Origin of the sequence: Psychrobacter glaciei (assembly GCF_014652895.1) — a bacterium.
Classification (GTDB): domain Bacteria; phylum Pseudomonadota; class Gammaproteobacteria; order Pseudomonadales; family Moraxellaceae; genus Psychrobacter; species Psychrobacter glaciei.
In genome coordinates this window covers 40,645-62,566 of sequence record NZ_BMZR01000004.1, presented here as the reverse complement: position 1 = coordinate 62,566, position 21,922 = coordinate 40,645, and the positions used below count along the sequence as shown (strand labels likewise).

At 43.7% G+C, this 21,922-nt stretch carries 17 protein-coding genes; 6 read left to right on the top strand and 11 right to left on the bottom strand.

Going from position 1 to position 21,922, the window contains the following annotated elements; genetic code table 11:
* The first annotated feature begins 201 nt into the window (after positions 1 to 201).
* From ftsH to IE130_RS10125, 5 genes are all read left to right on the top strand, one after another.
* A complete protein-coding gene (ftsH, locus tag IE130_RS10145) occupies positions 202 to 2,097 on the top strand; it encodes an ATP-dependent zinc metalloprotease FtsH (RefSeq protein WP_308430273.1) in 1,896 nt (631 codons plus the stop codon).
* Positions 2,098 to 2,263: 166 nt separating this feature from the next.
* Positions 2,264 to 3,160 carry a dihydropteroate synthase gene (gene folP, locus IE130_RS10140; RefSeq protein WP_189585435.1) on the top strand — a complete coding sequence of 299 codons (897 nt, stop codon included), beginning with the start codon at positions 2,264 to 2,266 and terminating at the stop codon, positions 3,158 to 3,160.
* A 132-nt stretch (positions 3,161 to 3,292) separates the two neighbouring features.
* Positions 3,293 to 3,571 carry an FAD assembly factor SdhE gene (locus IE130_RS10135; RefSeq protein ID WP_010201454.1) on the top strand — a complete coding sequence of 93 codons (279 nt, stop codon included), beginning with the start codon at positions 3,293 to 3,295 and terminating at the stop codon, positions 3,569 to 3,571.
* Positions 3,572 to 3,831: 260 nt separating this feature from the next.
* A complete protein-coding gene (locus IE130_RS10130) occupies positions 3,832 to 4,290 on the top strand; it encodes a hypothetical protein (RefSeq protein ID WP_010201452.1) in 459 nt (152 codons plus the stop codon).
* Positions 4,291 to 4,521: 231 nt separating this feature from the next.
* Complete coding sequence (locus tag IE130_RS10125; protein WP_189585432.1) at positions 4,522 to 5,232, top strand: YidB family protein; 711 nt, start codon at positions 4,522 to 4,524, stop codon at positions 5,230 to 5,232.
* Between the two features lie 117 nt (positions 5,233 to 5,349).
* On the opposite strand, the gene IE130_RS10120 is transcribed toward IE130_RS10125, so the two are convergent.
* The 4 genes from IE130_RS10120 to IE130_RS10105 form a co-directional block, all read right to left on the bottom strand.
* Positions 5,350 to 6,489: a regulatory protein RecX gene (locus IE130_RS10120; RefSeq protein WP_189585429.1), complete on the bottom strand. Its 1,140-nt coding sequence runs from the start codon at positions 6,487 to 6,489 to the stop codon at positions 5,350 to 5,352.
* A 213-nt stretch (positions 6,490 to 6,702) separates the two neighbouring features.
* Positions 6,703 to 7,779 carry a recombinase RecA gene (gene recA, locus IE130_RS10115; RefSeq protein WP_189585426.1) on the bottom strand — a complete coding sequence of 359 codons (1,077 nt, stop codon included), beginning with the start codon at positions 7,777 to 7,779 and terminating at the stop codon, positions 6,703 to 6,705.
* Positions 7,780 to 8,809: 1,030 nt separating this feature from the next.
* Positions 8,810 to 9,607 carry a tRNA (guanosine(46)-N7)-methyltransferase TrmB gene (gene trmB, locus IE130_RS10110; protein WP_189585422.1) on the bottom strand — a complete coding sequence of 266 codons (798 nt, stop codon included), beginning with the start codon at positions 9,605 to 9,607 and terminating at the stop codon, positions 8,810 to 8,812.
* Between the two features lie 130 nt (positions 9,608 to 9,737).
* Entirely contained in the window at positions 9,738 to 10,172 is a 435-nt protein-coding gene (locus IE130_RS10105) for a hypothetical protein (RefSeq protein ID WP_189585419.1), read from the bottom strand.
* 194 nt (positions 10,173 to 10,366) lie between these two features.
* Here IE130_RS10105 and IE130_RS10100 point away from each other — a divergent pair, with 194 nt between their 5' ends.
* A complete protein-coding gene (locus tag IE130_RS10100) occupies positions 10,367 to 11,296 on the top strand; it encodes a DUF2628 domain-containing protein (RefSeq protein WP_189585416.1) in 930 nt (309 codons plus the stop codon).
* A gap of 9 nt (positions 11,297 to 11,305) precedes the next feature.
* Here the strand turns inward: IE130_RS10100 and IE130_RS10095 are convergent, their stop codons facing one another.
* The 7 genes from IE130_RS10095 to rpoZ all read right to left on the bottom strand — a co-directional run.
* Positions 11,306 to 13,192, bottom strand: a complete 1,887-nt coding sequence (locus IE130_RS10095) for a monovalent cation:proton antiporter-2 (CPA2) family protein (protein WP_010201442.1) — start codon at positions 13,190 to 13,192, stop codon at positions 11,306 to 11,308.
* 89 nt (positions 13,193 to 13,281) lie between these two features.
* The gene (locus tag IE130_RS10090) at positions 13,282 to 13,986 is read right to left on the bottom strand and encodes a hypothetical protein (RefSeq protein WP_189585413.1); all 705 of its coding nucleotides are present in this window, start codon (positions 13,984 to 13,986) and stop codon (positions 13,282 to 13,284) included.
* A gap of 550 nt (positions 13,987 to 14,536) precedes the next feature.
* On the bottom strand, positions 14,537 to 15,637 hold the full coding sequence (locus tag IE130_RS10085) for a cation diffusion facilitator family transporter (RefSeq protein WP_373299675.1): 1,101 nt from the start codon (positions 15,635 to 15,637) through the stop codon (positions 14,537 to 14,539).
* A gap of 449 nt (positions 15,638 to 16,086) precedes the next feature.
* Positions 16,087 to 18,384 carry a primosomal protein N' gene (locus IE130_RS10080; RefSeq protein ID WP_189585410.1) on the bottom strand — a complete coding sequence of 766 codons (2,298 nt, stop codon included), beginning with the start codon at positions 18,382 to 18,384 and terminating at the stop codon, positions 16,087 to 16,089.
* A 133-nt stretch (positions 18,385 to 18,517) separates the two neighbouring features.
* Positions 18,518 to 18,898 (bottom strand): RidA family protein, encoded by a 381-nt coding sequence (locus IE130_RS10075; protein WP_189585408.1) that lies wholly within the window; start codon positions 18,896 to 18,898, stop codon positions 18,518 to 18,520.
* A 133-nt stretch (positions 18,899 to 19,031) separates the two neighbouring features.
* Entirely contained in the window at positions 19,032 to 21,218 is a 2,187-nt protein-coding gene (locus tag IE130_RS10070; protein WP_010201436.1) for a RelA/SpoT family protein, read from the bottom strand.
* A 477-nt stretch (positions 21,219 to 21,695) separates the two neighbouring features.
* On the bottom strand, positions 21,696 to 21,922 hold a 227-nt coding region (rpoZ, locus tag IE130_RS10065), incomplete at its 5' end, for a DNA-directed RNA polymerase subunit omega (protein WP_189585405.1).

Sequence of the window (21,922 nt, the reverse complement as noted above, 5' to 3'; positions counted from 1 at the left end):
CAAAGTCGTCTGAAAATAAGCGCTTTATCAGCTCATTTACGATAGGTCAATGATAGCGAGTACTTGTTAATGCGTCTTTTTAGTCGCTGCAATGCAAGTACAGTGTTAAGTGTCTAGGCAGTTATTCAAGCAATGAGCAATGCGTTTATAGACGTCACGTGTTTAGTAAACACACCAATAAGTAAGGGATGGGAATAACTAGTGAGCGACATGGTAAAAAATACCTTATTGTGGCTGGTGGTAATCGGCGTTTTGGTGCTGGTGTTTAGCGGCTTTGACCAATCGTCTGAGCCGGATAGCCTTAACTACTCTGAATTTGTGACCGCCGTGTCAGAAAGTCAGGTAGCCAGTGTTGAAATTGATGGCGAGCAGATCACCGGCGAAAAGAAAAATGGCTCATCTTTTGAGACCATTAGACCAGCCGTGGCTGATGAGCAACTAATGCCATTATTGCGCGAGAACCAAGTTGAGGTTCAGGGCACAGCACCGAAACGTCAAAGTGTGTTGATGCAGTTACTGATAGCCAGTTTCCCAATCCTATTGATTATTGGTCTGTTCTTATTCTTTATGCGTAATATGCAGGGCGGCGCAGGCGGTAAAGGCGGCGGCCCAATGAGCTTTGGTAAATCAAAAGCCAAGATGCTGACTGAAGACCAAATCAAGGTTAACTTCGAAGACGTGGCGGGTTGTGAAGAAGCCAAAGAAGAAGTGGTCGAAGTGGTCGAGTTCCTGCGTGATCCAGATAAATTTACCAAACTTGGCGCAACCATTCCACGTGGTATCTTGATGGTAGGCCCTCCAGGTACAGGTAAAACATTGCTAGCAAGAGCGATTGCTGGTGAAGCGAAAGTACCGTTCTTCTCAATTTCAGGTTCTGATTTTGTTGAGATGTTCGTTGGTGTCGGTGCCTCGCGTGTCCGTGATATGTTTGAGCAAGCGAAGAAAAGTGCCCCTTGTATCATCTTTATCGATGAGATTGATGCAGTCGGTCGTCATCGTGGCTCTGGTATGGGCGGTGGTAATGATGAGCGTGAGCAAACACTTAACCAACTATTGGTTGAGATGGATGGTTTTGAAGGCAATGAAGGCGTCATCGTTATTGCCGCCACTAACCGTGCGGATGTGCTTGATAAAGCGCTATTGCGTCCGGGTCGTTTTGACCGTCAGGTACAAGTTGGCTTGCCAGACATCAAAGGCCGCGAGCAAATATTAAAAGTACATTTAAGAAAGTTGCCGAATACCGTTAGTGTTGATGCCAACTCTTTGGCTCGTGGTACACCAGGATTTAGCGGGGCACAGTTGGCCAACCTTGTGAACGAAGCCGCTTTGTTTGCTGCGCGTCGTAACAAGCGTAGCGTTGATATGAATGACTTTGAAGATGCCAAGGACAAGCTGTACATGGGTCCTGAGCGTAAATCAATGGTCATCCGTGAAGAGGAACGCCGTGCCACTGCTTATCATGAAGCAGGTCACGCGCTAGTGGCTGAGCTACTACCGGGTACCGACCCAGTGCATAAAGTCACGATTATGCCGCGTGGTTTTGCCCTTGGGGTAACTTGGCAGCTGCCTGAGCATGATCAAACCAGTATGTATAAGTCAAAAATGCTCAGCGACATTGCAATTCTATTCGGTGGCCGTATCGCTGAAGAAGTCTTTATCAATCAGATGTCGACGGGTGCCTCAAACGACTTTGAACGTGCAACCAAAATGGCACGAGCGATGGTAACTAAGTACGGTATGTCAGATGCCCTAGGTATCATGGTCTATGAAGATGATGATAACTCACAAGGTTACTTCGGTGGTGGTGGTCGTACGATTTCTGAAGCAACGCAGCAAAAAGTTGATGACGAAGTTCGCCGCATGTTAGAAGAGCAGTATGATATCGCTCGAGAACTGATTGAAGGCAATCAAGAAAAAATGCATGCGATGGTTGATGCGCTGATGAAATGGGAGACCATTAATAGTGATCAACTACAAGATATCATAGCGGGTGAAGATCCACGTCCACCTAGAGTATACCAGCATAATGAAGTAAACCTAGCCAAAAACGATGTGAAAACGACGGGTTCGACCCCGCCGCCATTACCAGCGATGTAGTTTACTGTTCATGAGTAGCAAACATAAAAAGCCCTTTTTAATAGAGGGCTTTTTTATTGTCATCATTTTATGAAGGATTTAGAAAGACAGCAGATTTACTGATATCATAAGAGAAAAATAGAGCGCTAGCCCATTTTTTATACATTTAATCTACAACGGATTGGCTATGTCATTATTTCAACCTTTACCTATTTATACCGTCTCTAGTCGCGAAAAAACTTTAGATTTATCGCAACCACACATTATGGGCATCCTTAACGTCACACCCGATTCATTTTCAGACGGTGGTCAGTTTAATGCTATTGATAGCGCGCTTGCTCATGCCAAAGAGATGATAGAGGCGGGTGCGACCATTATTGATATTGGTGGTGAATCTACCCGTCCAAATGCTGACGCCGTTGCTACCACTGAAGAAATGCAACGAGTTGTGCCAGTCGTTAAAGCAATTAGACAGCAACTTGGTAATACCGTTTGGTTGTCTATCGATACCAGTAATCCTACCGTTATGCAGGCAGCTTTTGAGGCAGGCGCTGATATTTGGAATGATGTACGAGCGCTCAAACGCGAGGGTGCAGCAGCGTTAGCGACGGAGCTTGATATACCAGTTATGTTGATGCACATGCGTGGTGAGCCGACGACGATGAATAATCTTGCGCGTTATGATGATGTGATCGCTGACGTCAAAGCGGAGCTAAGCGCTCGTATCGATGAGGTCACGAGCGTTGGTGTTAAGCGTGAGAAAATAATGATCGACCCAGGTTTTGGTTTCGCCAAAAACTACGAACATCATTGCGCACTATTGTCTCAGCTAGGAGAGTTACAAAGTCTTGGCTTGCCCATGATGTTTGGTATCTCCCGCAAGCGTTTTTTGGCAGAAGTATTGACCAAGAGTGGCGTCGAAGCGGTGGCTACAACTGAGGCGGTAGAACGAGATACGGTCGGTGTTGCTGCTGGTATATTTGCCCTGCAACAAGGCGCTAGTATTATACGTACCCATAATGTCGCGATGATGCAGCAAGCAGTGGCGTTATGGCATCAATTGTCTGCCTACAATCAACACTAAGAAGTTAGCGTTAGTATGGCTCTAATCACTGCCAGTACCACATTTGAATGTTCAACAGACCATAATAGTTAGCGCCAATAATTAACATTTAATATTAATCTGAACACCTACTAAAATAATGAGAGTAATGCTATGACCACTACGACCCAGCCAGAGCCAACCAATGAACAGCGGCGTGTCATCTATCAAGCCCGTCGTGGCTTAAAGGAATTGGACTTTTATATTGACCTATATGTGAAAGAGCTTTATTTAACAGCGGACCCCGCTGAGCAGGAAAGCTTTGCCCAGATGCTGACTCATGAAGATCCAGATTTATTGGATTATTTTACCAACCAAAATCGTCCAGATGATGAAAGCATATGGGCGCTAGTGAATAAGATTAAAACATGGCGTCATACTAAGGATATATAGTCGATTTACTTTGAAACAGATACAGTGCGATTGGGATGAATTTTTCGTAGCCTCTGTGATAGCAGGAAGCAAAATTTATACCAGTCGTACCTAACAAGTAATATATCGATTTTATTCCGAACTGACCATATTATAGCTGGATAGCTTATCAGTTAAGCTATCCATGATTTTGAGTTTCCTTTTATGTGGTTAAATTTGTATTGATGACTGAGACAATCTGATAAATATGACAGTTTTTCCCATATGGCAGTTTTGTATATATGACAATGATTACCTCACCACGGATTGATACTGCTATCAAGACCGCTAGCCATTTGCGTACGTTACTGTATCTTGGTTTGGCGTCAGTCATGCTTGGATTGGCATGGCTTGCTGCATTGGCGCTATGGCAATATGTGCTGATATTAACGATCACGGCAGCCGTCGTTAGCTATCTGGCATTGTCGCGTCCTATTTTATTGCATCTAACGCAGCCACCGCTTGACCAGCGTGTCGATCAACAATGGCAACTTTTGATACGCACGAGTCAAGGTGATGGGCTATGGCAAGCACAATTGAGGACTGTTCAACATAATTATTGGACGATGAGCTTTGATTTTATTATTACAGAGCCTTATCAGCGCCCCTTGTCGGTGACTGTATTTCGCGATCAAGTGAGCCTTGAGCAATGGCGAGAGCTAAATATTCTGGCGAATGTGAATGCTGCAACAACAACTTGATTGGGCATACGAGGTTTCTCCTGAATGTTCAACAGACCCTAGGTTTGTAATGATTTTAATAGGCCAATATGGTGAATAACAAAACACCTATCTCGATAGTAAGATAGATTTGTTATATTGAAATACAAAAGCATATTCAGCTTTTATGCCATCTATTGATTTTATAACAGTCTGGTCAGATGACATAGCGGCTTATGAACAACAAATAAAATGAACAAAAAGGAAGAAATTATGAGCTTATTAGGGAATTTAGTCAGTCAGGTAGCACGTAGTGCGATGGCTCCAGATGATGCACAGCGCAATCCTGTCAGTCAGCGCACGACATCACGCCGCACTGGCGGGCTGGGTGATATTTTAGGTGGGGTATTGGGCGGTGGCCAAACCGGTGGTTATAACCCACAGCAGTATGATCGTCAGACGGATAATGGATTTGGTCTGGACGACATTATAGGTAGTCTCACTGGCAGCAGTCAACGCGGTGGTATGAGCACTGGTGCGGGTGGCTTGGGCGACATCCTAGGTAGCGTACTGGGTGGTCAAAGTAGTAGAAGTGGTAGCGGTGGTAAAGGCATGCTGGTTGCCGCTCTCATGCCCATGGTGTTGAGCTGGATTCAGCGTAATGGCGGCTTAGGCGCTGCTCTCTCAAAAATTACAGGTATGGGTCACGACAATCAAGTACGTTCTTGGATGAGTAGCAATGAGGTCAATGATAATTTGGACCCCAATGAGATTAACCAATTATTTGACGAAAACGAGATTCAGCAAGTAGCCGCACAGACTGGTGCCAATGAGACTGAAGTGCGTCAAGGTTTAGCGGAGTTGCTGCCAGAAGTGATGAACCAATTGACGCCAAACGGCAACCTAGACAATGAATCTGAGGCCAATCAAGAGATCGATCAGATCATTGGCCAATTATCTAGTCGATTGGGGACGTTAAAATAACCACGCTAAAATAGCTGCTTTTTAACAAACCAGTATTAATAAAAATGTAATAAAAAAAGAGTATGTCTAATGACGTACTCTTTTTTTACGACTAATCAATCGTTATGAGTCATTAGTCTAAAAGCGCTCATCTAATGTGTCTAGCGTATAGTTGAGCGCAGCAAAGCAAATATCACTCTTGAAACCTCTATATTGTAAAAATCGTAGTTGGCGAGCTTTGTCTTTTTGCTCAGTGGGGATGTCGTCACCATATTTTTTGGTGCGGGCGGCAACCGCTAATTTCAGCCAATCAATCCCTTCGACGAGGTTGTCGGCGCTGTCATCTACAAATTCACTAAACTCATCTGACTCTGCATTCGCCATATCGATTAGCTCGTCGATATTACCAGGCATGGCCATCTTTTTACGATAAAACTCCTGCTTGATACGTCCACGTCCCCGACCTTTACGAATATTTTCACGAATAAGCATGAGGGTAGTGCGATAGTCACTTTGATAGCCTTTCTGCTCAAACTCTTCGAGTAGTTCATCGATTTTGGCAGGATTCTGCTCTTTATCGATCAGCTTTTGTTTTAATTCAGCCTTGCCATGTTCACGGCGTGATAAATAGTAAAATGCTAACCAACGTAAGCGGCTTTCCGCTTTAATGGCATCAACATCGGCCTGTCGTTGTTCAGGGGTACGTAGATAGGCTTTTAATGCGGATGGCAAATTGTCCATTTGATTAACTGCAGCAGTGTCTTCCTCTGGCTCTGATAAATGCTCATCGGTGGAACCAAATGTGGTGTCGTCGATGACGTTATCTGTATCTGAGTTTTCCTTTATATTGGACTTGCCATCTAGCGAGTTATCATGAATGTCACGTTTGACTTCCGCTAGCATCTCTTTAATACTTTGCGGTTCAGGTGATTGATAAGTAGGTACGTTATTAGGCTCTGGCTCGAAGTTAGCAGCCGGATGGAAGCGTTTCTTACGCTTTTTAGACTTGGTTTTAGAGGATTTGGATGAAGGTTCAGGAGTAAAAAATGAGCTAGTGTCGTTGTCGAAGTGATCAACGGTTTGGGACGTTTCATCGTCCTCAGAAGTTGAGCGCGCGGGACTAGACTTTGGATGTTTTGATTTAACTACAGGCTGTTGTCGCTTAGCAGATTTTTTAGAGAGATACTTTTGAGTGGCTGTTTTTTGTTTAGAGACAGGAGTACTAGCTGAATCGGCTTCCGACTCAGCTAGAATTTCGGCTAATGTTTTAATCTTCATAACTATTAGGGCGTGTCCTCAATTCAATCGATGGTCATCTGAATGGGTCAAAAATGGTTAAATCCTGCCAAACAGCATCAAATAGCTGACTAATATCTCGATATTATCTGCGCTATTTCTCTCTTTTGACTGCAACTTATCTCATTTTTATTGCCACTTTTAAAATGAGGACAGGCCCTAGTTAGCTAATCAGTAAAAATAGTCAGGTAACGATTACTGTACTGGACTTGCCACTGTTTCTTTATTAGCTTTGGCTACCTCTGGTGCTTTACTATCGTCGGCAACACTACCATCATCGGTAACACCTAGCTTTTCAGCACGGATTTTGGCTTCAATTTCTTCAGCAATGACAGGGTTTTCTTTGAGGAATAACACTGAGTTTGCTTTACCTTGACCGATTTTTTCATCGCCATAGCTATACCAAGAGCCTGCTTTACCGACTGCGCCAATTTCGACACCCAAATCAATCACTTCGGCTAAGTGGTTGGTACCTTCACCATAAGTGATTTCAAACTCGGCTTGACGGAATGGCGGTGCCATTTTATTTTTAATGACTTTCACACGGGTTTGGTTCCCGATGATTTCATCACCATTTTTGACCGCACCGATACGACGAATATCCATACGGACTGAGGCGTAGAATTTCAGCGCATTACCACCGGTCGTGGTTTCAGGGCTACCAAACATCACACCAATTTTCATACGAATCTGGTTAATAAACACGACCATACAGTTGGAGCGTTTGGCATTACCAGTGATTTTACGTAGCGCTTGGCTCATTAGCCGTGCTTGCAGACCCATGTGTGAGTCACCCATTTCGCCTTCAATTTCTGCACGTGGTGTCAAGGCTGCGACTGAGTCAATGACGATCATGTCGACAGCACCCGAACGTACCAACATGTCGGTAATCTCAAGCGCTTGCTCGCCATTATCAGGCTGCGAGACTAGCAAGTCATCGGTCTGTACCCCAAGTTTACGCGCATAGACAGGATCTAGAGCATGCTCTGCATCGATAAAGGCACATACGCCACCTTGCTTTTGGCATTCTGCAATCGCCTGCAAAGTCATGGTGGTTTTACCTGAGCTTTCTGGGCCGTAGATCTCAACGATACGCCCTTTTGGTAAGCCACCGATACCAAGGGCAATATCTAGACCAAGCGAGCCTGTGGATACTACGTCGACATCAAGCGCAGCAGAGTTATCGCCTAAATGCATAATGGTATTTTTACCAAATTGCTTTTCAATTTGACCTAGTGCCGCTTTGAGTGCTTTGGCTTTATTGTCGTCCATACTGGATTCCTTATCTTCAATCATTGGTGTAAGACTATAAATTTGGTGTTATAAAGAAAATATTCGTACCATGACAGTTAATGGCTCAATAGTGCTGATAATTATCTACATAGTAACCAGCGTTCAGCTAGATTATATAGGTTGTCATATCGATGAGATAGATAGTAATATTGGATATATCACCTTACTATACAGTAAAATCAAATAATGATAAAAGTAAAATTAAGTCCGTAATTAATGGCTACAGGGATAACTTCTAAGCTGTATTAAGCTCGTTAATTATGAAGCGTTTCTTTGTGCCACTATTACTTAGGTAGGGCAATTATAACAAAAACCACGGATCATATAGCGGGTTCGATGATGTTAAACGACACTATATGTCGCATGATAAACGACTGAAATTTTATATAGACTATGCTGGAACTTATGTATTATTTCAGACGGGATAATGGGGTAGTTTGTCAATAGATTTATAAGTTGTCCACAACAAATAAATAGCGTTTATTTACCTTATGTGAAACATCGCTAATATTAAAATAATATTTTAAAATATTGAAAATAATTTATTATGATTTAAATTTCTATATAAGTTATTGAATAATATAGGTTTTTAAATTGTACAAAAAATGAACGATTTTACCTAACCCTTTAAGCTACCTAGGAAAATTCTTGTCAAGTAGTGACTTATACACAGGGTTATCCACAGCTTATGGGGAGAACTCGTGCAGCCCTTATAGTGCCAATGTTTGCATGAATGTATAGTGTCAGCGAATCATTCAATTATATGTTTTGTGCCATTATGCAACTATTTTTTCATCTGGCAATTTCGTCAAAATTGCTATGTTTCACATATTGCTGCTCTGTAAATTTAATAAATAAAATTCTTCAAAGCGTCTCAAACAGAGGGTTTGGCTGATTAAATACTGAATATATTTAGATAAAATGAGGATGGGTAATACCAGCTGCATAAAAAAGCGGCTAAATGTCTTAGCCGCTTTGTCAAAAATCATTAAGGGTAACGTGATAAGGCTTACTCTTTAATATAGATTAAATCCCAGACACCATGCCCGCGCTCTAAACCGCGGCGCTCAAACTTGGTCATTGGACGAAAGTCAGGGCGGTCAGTAAAGTTGCCTGCACCCGCTTGATTGGTGAGTCCTGAAAAACCGTCTAAAACCTCAACCATCCAAAAGGCATAATGCTCCCAGTCGGTTGCTGTATGAAACCAGCCACCTTGTTTTAAACTGCGCGTGACAATCGCCATACGCTCAGGGCTGACAAAACGACGCTTATAATGGCGCTTTTTTTGCCATGGATCAGGGAAGTAGAGCTGAATACGGTCGATATGATTTTCTGGAATCTGCTTGAGCAATTGAATGGCATCACCGTTAATGATTTTGACGTTGCTTAAACCTTGCGTACCTGCCATATAAGCACATTTACCGATACCTGGCTCGTGTACTTCAACACCCACAAAGTTACGGGTAGGCTCGGCAGCTGCCATCTCAATGAATGAGTCACCCAGTCCAAAACCAATCTCTACAGTAAGCGGCGCATCAATACCGTTGGGCGTATCGGCGAATAGTACGCGCAAGTCATCGATACCATCAAGATTGCCATCACCGAAGCTGTTATTAACCAAGTAGTCAGCAAACTCTGGATCAGTGAGAGCCAGCTCAGCGTTCTTATTCATGTGCGTGCGCCGTTTCATAAAAGTATTCACAATACGAATATGTTTATCATTTTGCGAAACGGTCTCAATGGCAGTATTAGGCTCAGCCACTTGATTTATATCATTTGAGTTATCGGGATTAGAGGATTGGTTCATAGGGTTACTAAGACTTTATAAAGTTGCGAATATGAGCGTATTATAGGTTAAATATGAGCAAGTGTGAACGTTCAATTATCAGGCAGTTGCTGATGGCGTAAACCGCTTTCACTCTCCTTTCAAACATTTTCTAAGCTTTCGTACATAATTTTAAACCGGCATCGATGATATCGTCCTTAGAAACTTTGGCGTCAGCAGGTGATAAATAGTTTTTATCTGTTTCAGTATCTGTCTCAGTATCGCGCCAGATTGTATCTTTTGCACTGAGTGTTTTCATTGGCGGCTTATCGATGTCTGTATTTGAATCAGCATTGAGAATATAACGCTCTCCACTGAGGGTTATTATAGAAACAATTGATTTGTCATTAATTTCATCGCATCTTATTACCATACTCTCGGCAGTAAATGGCCATTGACCTACAAAGGTGCTTTGATCAAAACCTAGCTCATTTTTATAAGGGTCAGATATGGCACTGACGTTAACGATGATAAGGGTTATAGCAGTAGCGATTAGAACGGTAATAATCATAATGGTTATGATTATATTGCGCTTGAGTGTAGACATGAGATGCTCACGAATCAAATAAGGACAAGAGCTTAGTCGCTCTATGATTGGCTTTTGCATCAGTTTATACTAAAGATATTCTAAAAATATGAAATATTAATGAAGAATATAAAGAGTGTATTTAATCTAATTATTCGCTGAAAAAAGTGTCTTACAGTGATTATTGATACGCTTTTTATCGAGAGCCTACTGCTATGTTATTTATCGAGACGGATTCACCGCCACCTTTTTACCAAGAACAGCTGACTGCTGCCAAGCGTGAGCAGTTGGATAAATGGTTTATCGGTCATCGTACCCAACGCTATTATCTCAAGCGCTTTGCACAGTTTGATAAGCAAGGCTATTTGTCGCCAAAATGGCACTGGGCCGCGTTTTTTATTACTTTTCCTTGGCTGCTATATCGCAAGCGCTATATGGATGCGATCGTCTATAGCGTGGCAGGTTGGTCTTTTATTCAGCTTAATATTGCGATTGTGTTGGTTATTTTTGAATTTGTGGCGATGTCTTATATTCCTGATGCCTATCAAATGGCAACGCGGCTCGGTATTGCAGCGATGATTTGGCTATTTTGGGCATCTATGGTGGCACGTTGGACAGACGCTTATTACTACCGTATGGCACGGCGCGAAATCGCTGACGCCGTTGATGACCATCCACGAGATGACAACGCGCAGCAGGCACATCTGCGCCGAGAGGGTGGGGTGAGCTTATTTGGTTTGGGATTGGGTTTTGGGCTTTTTGCTTTCGCCTTACTGGTGATTAAGGTACAGTTTTTACCTATTATCGCGAAGCCAAAAGCCAATGAAATATTATTCAATGCTTATGACCTCACCAAAACGACGCAGAATCGTGTGGCTGTCATTTACCAACAGACTGGGCAGTGTCCCATTGATTTGCCATTTAACATAGACGACCCGCAAGTGCTGGTGCGTATTGACACTCAAGTGCCGGGCGTTCCTAAAACAGATTGTGCTGTCATAGGAACGATTCATGATGTTAAATTCCCACTGCGTTATCTCAATGAGCAAACAGTGGCTTTCTATCATGTGGAAGATGGCGATAGTTGGCAATGCACCAGCTCGCTAAACGAAAAACTGGCGCCGCCAAACTGCTCAACGGATTAAAAAAGGTAGTTAGGCTTTGGGATCAGGAACGATATCGTCTTTTTCATCAACGGGCGTCGCTTGGTTTTTTAAAGCGTCAGAAAACTCACTCAAATCCATCTTACGCGCCTTGCCAATATCCTCATCAAACAAGCTTTCAAGCTCTGCCATTGATGATTGTACTGATTCAATCAGGCTAGCTTCATCATCATAGATGGCTTGCTGACGTTCAATCAAGTCGTCATCATAATCACGGAAAGTCTGTACAGTTTCGCGTGCTTTTTCTGGAGAGATGCCGAGCAGCTGCAAGGACTCACGCGACATATCTAACGACGATAAATAAGTCTCACGCCAAATATGACGCACCCCAACTTCACGGAGGCGATAATAATGCTGACGATCACGCGCTCGTGCCAAGACGATTAAATCAGGGTAGTTCTTACGTAAGTATTGAGCGGTGGTAATAGAGCGCTCTAAGTCGTCAATGGCAAGAATAAACACACGTGCTTTTTTGATACCAGCGGCACGTAATATTTCAGGGTTTTTTGGATCACCATAATAAACTTGGTTACCAAAGCGACGGACAAAATCCACCCGATTGGCAGAGCGTTCGATGGCCGTGAATTCGATATTATGCATGCGTAATACACGACCGATAATCTGACCGACACGGCCAAAGCCCGCGATAATGACCTGATGCTCATGATCGGGAATGGTGTCGTACTCACGGCTGGGTTTGCTTTTGGCAAATAATGGCTCTCCTATTTTTTCTAATAGTAAGAATGCCAATGGCGTCAGCGCCATAGAGATGGTCACAATGAGATTTAGGGTGTTTGCTAGCTCAGGTCGCAGAACGTTTTGGGCGGTGGCCACACTGAACAAGACAAACGCAAATTCACCCCCTTGAGCGAGAGTCACCCCCAATCTGATACTGGTTGGCCATCGATTGCCAGATATTTTTGCGATAGCGGTGACCACACCGAATTTGATAAACATCAATGCCATCGCACAGCCGATAATAAAGATGGGCTTGGCCAAAATGAGTTTGACATCAGTCAACATACCGACTGACATAAAGAATAGCCCCAATAGCAATCCTTTAAAGGGTTCGATACTGGCTTCTAACTCGTGACGGTACTCCGAATCTGCCAGCAATACGCCAGTCAAAAATGCGCCAAGCGCCATCGATAGACCAATTTGACCCATCAAGATAGAGACACCCATGACGATAAATAGTGCGACCGCAGTCAGTAATTCTGTCGCACCACTAGAGGCGACAAATTTAAAGAAAGGTCGAACCACATAGCGGCTGGCAAAAATCAGTCCAGCGAAAACGGCGAAAACCTTGCCAAAATAGATTAAGTCGTAGCTCTGCTCGCGCACCCCTGACAAAAACGGAATGACCGCTAATAAAGGAATCACGGCAATATCTTGGAATAACAAGATGGTAAACGCTTCACGCCCATGGGTACTAGACAGCTGCTGTTTTTCAGTCAGTATTTGTAGCACAAAAGCGGTAGAAGAGAGCGCCAAGCCGAAACCGACGATAAAAGCAGTATCGAGTTGTAAGGAGAAAAATTGATATAGGATACCCATCAATAAGGTGCCGGAAAGACCGACTTGCAAGCCACCAAGGACGAATATTGAGCGGCGCAGCGCCCAAAGCCGTGAAGGCTGGAGCTCAAGACCAATGATGAAGAGCAGCATCACCACGCCAAATTCAGAAAAATGTAATAAGCTCTCAGCATCGCCCGCTACATCTAGCGCACTAGGCCCTAATATCAGTCCGGTGATCAAATAACCAAGGACGGTCGCAATACCAAAGCGTTTGCCAAGGGGTACAAAGAGCAGCGCGGCTCCCAAGAAAATTGTAGCTTGTAACATTAAATTTGGTGAGCCGGCGGCGGCAGCGAACATCTGAAATCCTCAAAATTGGCAATAAAATAAGCAATGTAAAACAGTCAATATAAAACAAGAAGGACAATAATAAATAACGCGAGCATACGTTATTTTTTGCGATAAATCTTCCACACGCCATTATCGGCAAGCGGATTGTTATAAGCATCATTACGACGCTTGCGCGGTGTCTGCCGACTGTCTATCATCTTAAAATTGGGCAAAGCGTGGACAATGAGTCCAGTACGATAAAAGCGCACGCGCTCAGGCTCTAACATCTCACCTTTATTATCGCGACAAAAGACGTACGCACGCAAATCAATAAATTCACGATGAGCGACCAAACGAGCCTCATCATCGTTATCAAATACGGCTGCCATACGCGCAATCTCATCAGCGCTGTAATCCCCGCATTTATCCGTAAGTGCACCGACTGAGCCAAAACTTTTAGATTCTTTAGCGTGAGTTTTGGTTAGATGCAGTCGTTGCACATGATAAATAAACTGCGGTATTTCGAGGCTGGCTGGTAGCGGCAGATAATCAGGTGGTAGATTGGCCGCAGGATAAAAGGCCATCGCGCGTTCGAGCAGAGTCTGCCAACGCTGTTGATAGGCTTTGACTTCGGCTAAATTGCCTTCATAGATAGGCATGTCGCGAACTTGTCGCAAAATATCAGGTGGAAATTGCGCATCACGAAAGCTGGCGATGTCTTCTTGCAGGGTTGATAGCAAAACCTTGGCGTGTTTTTTGCCATCTTTTGAGGTAGGGTCGTCGATATAGTCTGGGGCGACAAAAGGTGCTGAGCGTCTAGACATAGTGGTATATCATCAATGAATAAATTAAAAAGATACTAATAAGTATGTTTGCCAATGTTCAATAGGGTTTGAATTGATCATTTATCATTAATTGATAGTTATTATAACCATATAAACTTATTGGAACTTTATTTTTTTAAAGTGATTGAGCAAATTTTAATGAGAGTTGCCAATATAGCAGCCATATGAAGAGCTGGCTTAGTATTAAATTAGCATAGCTTAGGGTCTGTTGAATATTCAAATATTCGGACTGCTGATCGCTAAAATCGCACCAAACTAGGCGTAAACTGATGATAATGTCGAGACCTTAGCTAGGTTTATAACAACGTTTGGTGCGATTTTAGCATCAGCCTTTCAGGGCGGGACTATTTTTTGCCAATACATGGCGAAATTGTCTAACCTAGAATGACTAGGCGTCAAAAATTTCACTGCGTATTGTCTAAAAAATAGCCACCGCCAGTGCCACATTTGAATGTTCAACAGACCCTAATATTAATACAGCATACAGATTTTGCTGAGTAGCGTTATTGACAGACTCTAATATAGCTGCTCAATGATTGTGACCAATATGACTCCCATTATCAACGGCTCGCTCGGAGATGTCACAGACTAATGCATTGCTGTGGGTAGCTGTTTGCGGATGCGATGAGCTTTCGACCTGAATAGTCGCATGATGAATGCCAAGTGTTAACAAGCTTTTTTCCAGATCCTCAATCAGCAGACTTGATTCGTGAATACTCATTTCTCCATCGACGACAACGTGACAAGACAGTGCATTTAAGCCGCTAGTGATACTCCAAACGTGCAGATCGTGTACCTTGTGTACTTGAGGATGGGCGATCAGTTTTTGCTCCACATTAACCAGCGATATACCTGCTGGCGTGCCTTCCATTAATATGTGGACTGAATCGCGTACGACGCGGTAACCGCTGATTAAAATCAGGATGGCAACGATGACTGACGCCGCCGCATCTGCCCACAACCAACCAAAACCTATCATTAGTAACGCGGCAATAATAGCCGCAACCGAACCCATCAAGTCGCTTAAAACATGCAAATAAGCACTTTGCATATTCAGATTCACCGGTGCTTTGCTATCAGATGTTTTGTCTGTACTGGCGCCGTGGCTATGCTCATTTTCAGCGTGGCTACCTCGGTGCATCAACCAAGCGACTAAAATATTAATCAGCATGCCGATGGTCGCAATGATAAGCATCCCTTGGGTAGCAATGTCAGGCGGTGAGTTAAAACGTTTAATTGCTTCATAAAAAATCATCAGCGCGATAATAACCAAAGTAGCGCCATTTACCCCCGCCACCAAAATCTCAAAGCGCTTATAACCAAAGGTCTTTTGATGGGTCGCTGCTTTTTCACCAATTTTGAACGCCATTAACGTCGCGCCCAGTGCTACCGCATCGCTGAGCATATGACCGGCATCGGATAATAGTGCCAAACTACCGGTGAGCCAGCCACCGATCGCTTCGATAAACATGTAGCCAGTGATTATAATAAAGCTAAACAGTAAAGTGCGCTGATAGCCTTTGGTATCGCGCGGTGCCGTGGTCTGTTCTAAGTGTTCATCGTGGTCGTGAGTGTCTTGCTTGTCATGAGTGTAATTGCTCTCATTATCTTGAAGCAGAGGTTCAGGCATATCAGCATCGCTCTGATGAGAATGGTTACTTCGTTCAGGGTTTGAATTATTTTGACTCATAACAACACTCAGGATGATAGAAAGTAAAATGGATGGTTTATAAAGCTGGGTTTGCTGTGCATAAACCAGACAGATATACAGAATTTAGCACATTTAATAAATGCTTGCTGTATCTAGGGCGTGTCATCAATTAGCACATTTATATATTTAGTGGTCTTAAAATGGCTAAATTTTGCTAAACATCATCAGAGATTTTGCCAATATGTTCATATTAGCGGCTATTTCTTCCTTGTTTATCTGCAATTTTTCTCATTTTAAGCCTCACAATCTAATTGATGACACGCCCTAGGCGGTAAACGCTGAATGACCGATATTGAATAGCGTTCTTTAGTAACGGTGAGCTATAGTGCGATGATTGTAGTTAAAGGATCACGATTAGGAATTGGGCGTCACCAACCGACAGGATCGACATCCAAGGTTAGCTTCAGATATTTGGCACTTGGCAAGGCGAGTACCGGTTGCCACCATTGATTTAATACCTGATGTAACTGTCGTCGATCTTTGGCTAGCAGTAACAATTGTGCATGGTATCGACTGTTCTTCTTGCTCATCGGTGCGTCGATAGGACCAAGCACAGCAAGATTATGGCCATTAGGTAGACTGGCAATCGCATCTTTCAATGCTTGCGTCGTAGCGGCAAGCGTTTTGCCTTCGCAGCGTATCAGGGCAGCATGGCTATGCGGCGGTAACCCCATCATTTTACGCTCTTGCAATAGCTCGCGAGCAAAGGACAGATAACCATCTTTTACTAGCTTTAATAACAGCTCATTATCTGGCTGCAAGGTTTGAATCAATACACGACCAGATTTATCACCGCGTCCAGCACGACCAGCCACCTGAATCATCAGCTGTGCGGTATGTTCTGGCGAGCGAAAGTCGGCGGATAAAAAGCCACGATCAGCATTGGGCAAGCAGACCAAGGTAACATTGGGAAAATGATGGCCTTTGGCGACCATTTGCGTGCCGACTAAGATAGCAGGCTTGCCTTCATTAATACGCTGATAGATATTCTCCCAGCTGTCTTTACGTCTGGTCGTATCACGATCGATTTGGATAATGGGATACAACTCTTTACTGGTTTGCGGATTGGCAAAAATCGCGTGCAGGTTTTCGCTGAGTCTTGTGGTACCCATTCCCTTGGCATCTAGATTTTGACTGCCACAATCAGGGCAAACGGTGGGAATATAGGCTTGCCAATCACAATGATGGCATTTTAAGTACGAGCTGCTTGAATAGGAATTAGGTTGCGATTGACTATTATAATGAACGGTTAAATGCGCATCACAGCGTGGACAATCTGCCTGCCAACCACAAGCCTCGCATAGCAAAACTGGCGCATAGCCACGACGATTTAAAAATATCAATACTTGATCGCCCGCTTCGAGCGTTTGCCGTATCGCACCAATTAACGCATCGGTCAGCCCCGTATCATAGCGTGCACCATCATCTTGAGTCTGTTGATGGGTGCTTTGCAGGCGCGCATCAATTAGTTGCATGGTTGCAGGCTTTGCATTGCCAGGGCGAGTCTGTAGTTGGCATTCTACTAATTTGCCGTCATCGACCAGTTTTAAATGCTCAAGAGACGGGGTCGCGGTACCAAGTACGACAGGAATGTTGCATTGCAGGCCGCGATAAAGCGCGACGTCAGCGGCATGATAACGTAGAGTATCTTGCTGCTTATAAGAACCATCATGTGCTTCGTCGACGACGATAAGTCCTAAATCAGCAAAGGGATATAGCACTGCTGAGCGCGTCCCGATAATGATTTGAGCATGACCCGTGCGGCAATCTTGCCAGCCTTGTAAGCGATGAGTGTTGGTCATGCCGGAGTGTAGCAAGACAATATGGGCGGCAAAACGACTGGCAAAGCGCGCGCGCGTCTGCGGGGTCAAACCAATCTCCGGTACTAAAATCAAAACCTGCTTGCCCGCTTCTAATACGGCTTGCATCGCTTGCAGATAAACTTCGGTCTTGCCACTACCAGTAATGCCGTTCAGCAAAAACCCCGTGTAGCGCTCAGCTTCGTGCGCCGCAATGATAGCGTCGACGGCAAGCGCTTGCTCATCATTGAGATCGAGTGGCATTTTTGCGAGTTTGATAGGAGCAGGTGCTTGTTTTGGCTCAATATAGCGCTCGATAAGGCCTTTATCTTCCAGCGTTTTTAAAAAACTGCGCTGCATACCTTCTAATAGCAGTACATCTTCACTCGCACCGCGCTCGCCGTGTAATTTTAACATATCAAATTGTTGCTTCTGCTTTTTGGCATTGGCACGAAAATCGCCATCAGCGATATGTGGCAAAATTCGCCAGTGCGTAATCAGCAAGTCTAGCGGCTTGCCTTGACGAACGAGGCTGGGCAAGATGACAGCTAACACATCACCAAGCGGATAGTGGTAATAGCTTGCCAGCCAATAAGCCAGCTTTAACATGCTGGCATCCAAAATCGGCTCGGCATCTAGGCACTTATTAATAGGTTTGAGTTTTTTCATCGGTACGCTGCTATCCGCTTCAGCGATATGAGCGACCACGATACCGATTAAGGTTTGACGACCAAAGGACACCTCGACGCGGCTACCAATTGGCGGTATCCATGGTGAATTATTATCTGGCAAAGCATTCATATCTGCCGGTAAGCTATAGTCAAACACCCGATAAAGGGGCACGGGCAGAGCAACTTGTACCAACATAAAATACATCTCTATTGTTTGGGTATTTAAATAATGAGAATAATAGTAAGCCCAAATAGTGATATTTGGGCTTACGCTAACAACCGTTATTTTTACTCAATTACTTAAGAATTGAGTATGATGAGGCTCAAGATTATTCAATATATAGAATAGACTCAATTTCGACCACACCGCCTTTTGGTAGAGCAGCGACTTGTACGGCTGCGCGGGCAGGGTATGGCTCGGATAGGTTGGCTACGAACACTTCGTTCAAAACGGCAAAATCATTTAAGTCTGTCAAAGATACATTGAATTTAACCACGTCATTTAGACTGCCGCCAGCTGCTTCACAGATAGCTTTGATATTTTCGAACACCTGCTCAGCCTGTGCTTTAAAACCTTCTCTCAGCTCCATGGTTTCAGGATCGAAACCCAACTGTCCTGAGATATAAACGGTGTTACCGACTTTGACGGCTTGTGAGTAAGTGCCAACAGCGGCAGGGGCTTTATCAGTTTGAATGGTTTGACGAGTCATATTATATCCTTAAGGTGTTTTTTTCGTTTGATTGATTGGCTTTACTGACTAAAAACGCAGTAGCAAAGTTTATCATTGTTTTGGGGTGTTCTGAAAATTCGAGATTAAAAGTAAGGGTATTTAACACTTCTATCTACAGCTGATAGAGTCGCATGATATTGGGAAAGCCCAGCAGCGAGCGCAGTTCGCGAATACCTTGTGCTAAGTGGTTGCGACTACGCACCACAATATGAATGATAGTGTCAGTATGGCGCACATCGACCGTTTCCACCCCCATATTTAATTGGCGTAGATGGTAGATAACCTCACTAATTTGTTCGTCGCTGAGGGCAAGAGACAGCTTCAAATAAGCCGAAAAACGGACTTTGCTAGCGTGCTCGCCGGATTCATTTTGTTTGATGGCCTTATCATTGCGCCAGCGCAGCTGTATCACTTGATAAGGGTTGTCTTTGCGAATATCATCGAGCGAGAAGCATTTATGGCGATGTACCACCAAGCCGTGACGGGATAAATGACCAACGATAGGGTCGCCGTAGATTGGATGGCAGCAATTGGCAAAATCAAGCTCTACCCCTGAGGCATTGACAATCAATTGTTGCGGTTGGGCATCATCATCATTTTGTTCTTTAGCCTGCAAGTCACTGACTTCGTCGCTAAATAAGCGAGTGACCACCAGTTGTGGTAGTAGTGTGCCCGAGCTAATCTGTTCAAATAGCGCATTTTTTTCTGTCAGACCACGCCATTCTGTCAAGTTCTTCCAGTCGCTGTCCGTTAAATCATCGAGGCTTTTTTGATAGGTTTTTAGCGCGCGATCCAAGGCTTGTTGACCATGGTGCTGTTTATCAGCAGCAGATAAATCCTTAAACCAGCGTAAAATCTCTTCACGGGCTTTATTGGTCACGACAAACCCGAGCCATTCTGCCTTTGGCTCTGAGTGGCTATTTACTTCAATTTCGACCAATTGCCCGTTTTTGACCACCGTGCCCAACTTGGCTTTGTTGCCATCGATATTGGCACCGACGGCCACATTACCAACCATAGGTCCAACAGCATAAGCAAAATCAAGCGCTGTGGCTCCTTGTGATAGCTCATAAGCGCGACCTTTGGGACTATAACAAATAATCTTGCTTGAATGCAGGTAATCCATCAGCTCGCTAATCGTCGAGACAGCAGCAGTAAAGTCAGGGCTGTTTTGATTTAAGCTGTCTTCATCGACCAAGTCTTTCATATTGCGTAGTGACGCCTGAATGACTGATTGACTGACATCGGAGGCGTGTTCTGCCCCGATAACACCAAGCCTTGCTGCATTTTGCATTTGCTTGGTCAAAATAGTGACTTTTACAAAATCATTATCCCGCTCATAAATAAGGGTCAATGATTGATTACCACCCGGTAGTGGGCGACGAATATTGTCAGCGATATGGGTATCATCGATTTGATATTTTTTGATGAGGTAATAAGCCAGTTTGTCGCAAGCTTCAATATTATCGAGCACAATCTCAAAAGCATAGTGACGAAGTAGCGCATTAATCTCACCGCGATTTCGGAAAAACTGTCGATATATCACCACGCGATTGTCTAAGACTTTGACGAGGCCATTGAGCCCTAAGTTGTTTAAAACAATAGTCAGATAGCTATGAATAGCCTCTCTTTGAAAATTACGTCCCAGCCCGTGTTGCAGCAGCTTATCTGAAATCTTGTTATACATACCAGAATCAAGATTGCGGTAACACAGCACCTCAATATAATCAGCGATGTCATTGAGACCCATCAGACGGGCAAATGGCACATAAAAATCTAACGTCTCTTGCGCCGTCGTGCGCTGTTTTTCAGGACGTACCGCATCCAGCGTCGACATATTGTGTAAGCGGTCGGCAAGCTTAATGATTAACACCCGTGGATCAGCAAGGGTAGCCGTCAGGATTTTATGAAAAGTCGCCGCTTTATTTTGTTGTTTATTATGGGTCGAAGATTTTAATTTGGTGACGCCATCAACCAGTCTAGCAACTACTTTGCCATAACGTTGCTCGATTTGCTCATCGCTAACGTCGGTATCTTCGACGGTATCATGCAAAATCGCTGCAATAATGGTATCTCGATCTAAACGAAAACCTGCCAATATTTCAGCGACCGCAATCGGATGAGTGATATAAGGCTCCCCTGATTTACGCTTGTCTTTAATATGCGCAATATCACCGAACTCACAGGCATCAACAATATCACGGCGTTCAGCAGCAGTCAGATAGCCAACTGAACGGAGCAAATTATATTGAGCATCATCGACTAGATGATGACTGAGTTTGGGAAGGGTTTGACTCATAAAGTGACGATCCTATTTTCCATTACCTATAATTGATTAAGCCCTGTTAAGGTAAATGGTGACTGAATGAATACTAATCTATCGTTAAAGCAAGATAATATCGATGTATGGATATATGGATAAAAAAGCAACCGAATGCAAGCTGTACCAGCATATCGTTTACAGGGTTGATGCTGTCACGCTTTTAAATTGCAGCGACCATATTATAAAAGAAAACGATCATTGTAAAAAAGAGCAATAATTATAATAGAGAGCAGTAGAAAGGCGAGACCACTCTCTAATTAATCGTAAATCGTATTCAATGTCAACTGCTAAGCGTTGGTGCCAGAAAAAAACTTATAAATTTATACCCAGTGGTATGATTTTGGGCGTAAATGGCTTTCATAATAGCCAAAAGCATACAGTTGTAAACGAAAAACCACAGCATAAGCTGTGGTTTTTATCATCAATATGCGCTTGCATATCAAACAGCTTTTACTAGAAGCTATGATCGCCTGACAGTGCTAAATCCATTGAGCTAGTAGCAAAGTTATGCTCTGGCTGATTTAGAATATCGCGAGTGATTTTGCCCGCAGCAATTTCACGTAGAGCCAATACCGTAGGCTTGTCGTTATCGACTTCAACCAACGGCTCAGCGATACCTTTGGCCAGCTGACGGGCGCGCTTGCTTGCGACCAAAACCAGCTCAAAGCGATTATCAACAT

Coding starts and splice junctions, on each gene's coding strand:
- IE130_RS10125 (WP_189585432.1), top strand. CDS start 4,522: ATGAGCTTATTAGGGAATTTAGTCAGTCAGGTAGCACGTAGTGCGATG.
- IE130_RS10130 (WP_010201452.1), top strand. CDS start 3,832: ATGACAATGATTACCTCACCACGGATTGATACTGCTATCAAGACCGCT.
- folP (WP_189585435.1), top strand. CDS start 2,264: ATGTCATTATTTCAACCTTTACCTATTTATACCGTCTCTAGTCGCGAA.
- recA (WP_189585426.1), bottom strand. CDS start 7,779: ATGGACGACAATAAAGCCAAAGCACTCAAAGCGGCACTAGGTCAAATT.
- IE130_RS10090 (WP_189585413.1), bottom strand. CDS start 13,986: ATGTCTAGACGCTCAGCACCTTTTGTCGCCCCAGACTATATCGACGAC.
- IE130_RS10120 (WP_189585429.1), bottom strand. CDS start 6,489: ATGAAGATTAAAACATTAGCCGAAATTCTAGCTGAGTCGGAAGCCGAT.
- IE130_RS10080 (WP_189585410.1), bottom strand. CDS start 18,384: ATGTTGGTACAAGTTGCTCTGCCCGTGCCCCTTTATCGGGTGTTTGAC.
- IE130_RS10085 (WP_373299675.1), bottom strand. CDS start 15,637: ATGCCTGAACCTCTGCTTCAAGATAATGAGAGCAATTACACTCATGAC.
- IE130_RS10095 (WP_010201442.1), bottom strand. CDS start 13,192: ATGTTCGCTGCCGCCGCCGGCTCACCAAATTTAATGTTACAAGCTACA.
- IE130_RS10105 (WP_189585419.1), bottom strand. CDS start 10,172: ATGTCTACACTCAAGCGCAATATAATCATAACCATTATGATTATTACC.
- IE130_RS10070 (WP_010201436.1), bottom strand. CDS start 21,218: ATGAGTCAAACCCTTCCCAAACTCAGTCATCATCTAGTCGATGATGCT.
- trmB (WP_189585422.1), bottom strand. CDS start 9,607: ATGAACCAATCCTCTAATCCCGATAACTCAAATGATATAAATCAAGTG.
- IE130_RS10075 (WP_189585408.1), bottom strand. CDS start 18,898: ATGACTCGTCAAACCATTCAAACTGATAAAGCCCCTGCCGCTGTTGGC.
- IE130_RS10135 (WP_010201454.1), top strand. CDS start 3,293: ATGACCACTACGACCCAGCCAGAGCCAACCAATGAACAGCGGCGTGTC.
- IE130_RS10100 (WP_189585416.1), top strand. CDS start 10,367: ATGTTATTTATCGAGACGGATTCACCGCCACCTTTTTACCAAGAACAG.